Genomic DNA, 3,863 nt, shown 5'->3' with positions numbered 1-3,863 from the left:
GCCAGGATGACCGTCGCGGCGCTGGTCTGCGCGGCGAAGCCCTGCTGCGGCTGGAGGTCGGTCAGGCCCTTGCCCATGGTGCGGATGATGCGCCAGCCGCCGAGGTAGGTGCCGAGCGCGATGGCGATGCCCGCGGAGACGATGACCCACATGGGCGGGTCGGAGTCGGGGGCGAGGGTGCCGCCGGCGACCAGGGCGAGGGTGATGATGCCCATCGTCTTCTGGGCGTCGTTGGTGCCGTGGGCCAGGGAGACCAGGCCGGCGGAGGCGATCTGGCCGGCGCGGTAGCCCTTCTCGGAGGCCTTGCCGTCGGCCTTCTTGCCGAGGCGGTAGGTCAGCCGGGTCGCGAGCAGCGCGGCGATGCCGGCGACCAGCGGGGCGGCGATCGCGGGGATCAGCACCTTGGTGACCAGGACGTCGCCGTGCACCGCGCCGAAACCGGCGGAGGCGACGGTGGCGCCGATCAGACCGCCCATGAGGGCGTGCGAGGAGCTGGACGGCAGGCCGACCAGCCAGGTGAGGAGGTTCCAGAGGATCGCGCCGACCAGTGCGGCGAAGATGACCTCGGGACGGATGCCGGCCTCGTCGACAAGGCCCTTGGAGATCGTGTTGGCGACCTCCACCGACAGAAAGGCGCCGACAAGGTTCAGCACGGCGGACATGGCCACCGCGACCTTGGGCCTCAGCGCACCGGTCGAAATGGTTGTTGCCATCGCGTTCGCGGTGTCGTGGAAACCGTTCGTGAAATCGAACGCGAGTGCGGTTACCACCACAATCGCGAGGATCAGCGAGAAGCTTTCCATTTACCCAGGCAATCGTTCGAGGTCATTGGCTGGTCGAACGTAGGTAACCCGGGTGAACGGAAGATGAACTGGAATGGGCGTCGTGGTGACCGCAAGAGGGGACGGTCGTTCCGCCGGATGGCGGAACCGTCGCCGGATCCGGCGGTCGGCCCTGTGGTGGGGCCGTCGGCGGGCCGTCGGGCGCCCCGGGCGATCTTCCTCGGGCGACCGGGCGAGCCGTGGAGGAGATTCTCGTCACCCGGGAGCGTGCCGCCGTTGCCGTACTGCCGGAAGGTCCACGCCGGCCAGTCGCCGGTCGGCCGGTCCGCGGTGCCCGGACCCGCGGCGCACCGGCAGGCCGCCTGGCAGGATCACGGCATGGCTGAGCAGCGAGGGGACGGACGGGAAGCGGGAGGCGCCGGGGGGCGTGCGCGGGACGCGGGGGAGGAGGTGCGGGGGCGCCGGGTGCGCGACGAGGAGGCGCACGCCTGGGCGGAACTCGTCGAGACCGCGCGCCGGACCGTCTTTGACGGACTCGTCGTCGGCACCTCCGGCAACGTCTCGGTGCGGGTCGGCGGGACCGTCCTGGTCACACCGTCGGGAGTGCCGTACGACCGGCTGACGCCGGACGACGTGACCGGTGTCGATCTCGACGGCCGACGGGTCCTCGGCTCGCTGGTCCCGACCAGCGAGCTGCCCATGCATCTCGCCGTCTACCGGACCACCGGCGCGCGCGCCGTCGTGCACACGCACGCCGTGCACGCGACGGCCGTCTCCACGCTCGTCGACGAGCTGCCGCTGATCCACTACATGGCCGCGGCGCTGGGCGGCCCCGTCCGGGTGGCCCGCTACGCGACGTACGGCACGGACGAGCTGGCCGAGAACATGCTCCGCGCCCTCGACGGCCGCACCGGCTGCCTCCTGCAGAACCACGGCACCGTCACCCACGGCACGACCCTCGCCCAGGCCTACGACCGCACGGCCCAGCTGGAATGGATGTGCCGCGTCTGGCTGGCCGCCTCGTCGGTCCCGGGCCGGTCCCCGAACCTGCTCTCGCCGGGACAGGTGGCGGAGGTGGGGGAGCGCCTGCGGGGGTACGGACAGCGGCGCGGGTGAGCCCGCCGGGCGCGTCCCCGGGCACCGCGCGTCCCCGGGCGCCGCACGCCGCCGGGCGGCCCGCGTCACCCGTGTCCGTGCCGCCCACTGGCCGGTCCCGGGTTCCGCCAGGACACTGGTCTCGTGCGCACTGCAAGAGCGACGGCCGCTGCCGTCACCGCCGTGATAGGGGCCGGCGCCGCCGCGGTGGCCGCCGGCCGGTTCGCCAGCGACGCCGCCCTCAAGGTGCCCCCGGGCGGGCCCCTGCCCACCGAACCCCGGCTCACCGTCCACGGCACCGCCGCGGGCCAGGTCAGCCTCACCCGGGACCTCGCCGCGCTGCGCCCCGGCCGCTACGGCCTCGCCGGTGACGACGGCTCCCACGCGGTCGTCGGCCCCGTGCTGGCCGGCACCTCCGACTCCGCCGACGCCGTCGTACGCCGCCTGGAACGCGTCACGCGCGGCACCCTGGAGCCCGGCGACCAGGTGTGGCTCACCCCGAGCCTGTACGTCGGCGACCCCGGTACCGCCCTCGGCCTGGACCACACCGACCTCGAGATCCCCGGCGACCTCGGCCCGCTTCCCGCGTGGTTCGTGCCGGGCGCCCGGGACACCTGGGTGCTCGCGGTGCACGGCCTCGGCACCACCCGGGAGCACACCATGAACGTCATGGAGTTCCTGCACCGCCACCGCTTCCCGGTGCTCGCCCTCGCCCACCGGGGCGACCCGGGCGCCCCGCGCTCCCCGGACGGCCTCCACCACCTCGGCGAGACCGAGTGGCACGACCTCGACGTGGCGCTGCACCACGCGGTGGCCGCCGGCGCCCGGCAGGTGGTCCTGTACGGGTGGTCCACCGGCGCGACCATGGCGCTGCGCGCCGCCGCACGCTCACTGGTGCGCGAACGCGTCGCCGGGCTGATCCTGGACTCCCCGGTGCTCAGCTGGGACGCGACGCTGCGCGCCCTCGCCGCGGCCCGCCGCACCCCCGGCGCGCTGCTGCCGCTCGCGGTCCGCGCCGCACAGGGACGCACGGGCCTGTACGGCGACCGCGGTCCCGGCGCCGTCCACCTGGGCCGTATCACCGTCCCCACCCGGATCTTCCACGGCCCCGACGACACGGTGGCCCCCTGGCGCTTCTCCCGCCGCCTCGCCGCCGCCCACCCGGACATCGTCACGCTGCACACGGTCAGGGGCGCCTCCCACGCGGCGATGTGGAACGCCGACCCGCCCACCTACGAAGAGGCCCTGCGGCGCTTCCTCACCCCTCTCATGTGACCGCTGTCCGCAGCGGACCGGGCAGTGCGTGCCGAGGATTCCGTTTAGCGTCGAACCACTGGCCTGTTTCCCCCTCCGGCCGCCGCCGGACCCGGTGCGTTGGCCATCCCGCTAGCCCACCGTGACATTCCGTTTGGGTTTTCGGACCGTCAACCGCGAGACTGCACCCGTGACGTCCCGTATCCCGCGCGACTCCAGGCTCCGACTCGTCCGCCCGCGACCCCTGGCCGCCGCCCCCAGAGCGATGAACCAGCGGCGCTCGCGCCGCCCCGCGCCGCGTCCTCCGGAGGGCACTCCGGCACCGGGGGAGCTGGCCGGAATGGCGCGCTCCCGCCTGGCCGGCGCGGTCCGTGTCGCCCGCTGGGCCGACGCCGCCCTCGGCCCCGGCCGGGACGGCGCCACGGCCGACGGCAGGGCCACCCTCTCCGACGCGACCGCCGAACGGGCGGCGCGGGACCTGGGCCTGACCCCGGCTCAGGTCCGGGCCGACTGGGACACCGCCCGCCTGGCCGGCCTCATCGAGGTGCACGGCGGCACCGCCCGCCCCGGCTGGCGGCTGCGCGCCTGGGACCGCGACGACAGCGCCGTGCTGCGCGGCTGGGTCGCCCTCTTCGACGCCTGGTCGCTGGCCCATCCGGAACCCGAGGAGTACGAGCCCGCCGCCGTCGCCGAGGTCGTCTCGGCCATGCCCCAGGTGCTCTCCTTCCTCCA

General features: G+C 74.6%; 3 protein-coding genes and 1 pseudogene. 3 read left to right on the top strand and 1 reads right to left on the bottom strand.

The window, feature by feature from the left end:
- Nucleotides 1-803 (bottom strand): anion permease (locus RIM90_RS30945; RefSeq protein ID WP_309064054.1); only part of this gene is annotated, 803 nt, incomplete at its 3' end.
- A gap of 357 nt (nt 804-1,160) precedes the next feature.
- Here RIM90_RS30945 and RIM90_RS30940 point away from each other — a divergent pair.
- The 3 genes and pseudogenes from RIM90_RS30940 to RIM90_RS30930 form a co-directional block, all read left to right on the top strand.
- Nucleotides 1,161-1,898: a class II aldolase/adducin family protein gene (locus RIM90_RS30940; protein ID WP_309064053.1), complete on the top strand. Its 738-nt coding sequence runs from the start codon at nt 1,161-1,163 to the stop codon at nt 1,896-1,898.
- A gap of 123 nt (nt 1,899-2,021) precedes the next feature.
- Nucleotides 2,022-3,152: an alpha/beta fold hydrolase gene (locus RIM90_RS30935; protein WP_309064052.1), complete on the top strand. Its 1,131-nt coding sequence runs from the start codon at nt 2,022-2,024 to the stop codon at nt 3,150-3,152.
- A gap of 169 nt (nt 3,153-3,321) precedes the next feature.
- Nucleotides 3,322-3,863: pseudogene (locus RIM90_RS30930) on the top strand (hypothetical protein); the annotation flags it as partial.

Source organism: Streptomyces sp. (genome assembly GCF_031181555.1).
Lineage (GTDB): Bacteria > Actinomycetota > Actinomycetes > Streptomycetales > Streptomycetaceae > Streptomyces > Streptomyces fimbriatus.
This window is presented reverse-complemented; position numbering and strand designations above follow the sequence as displayed.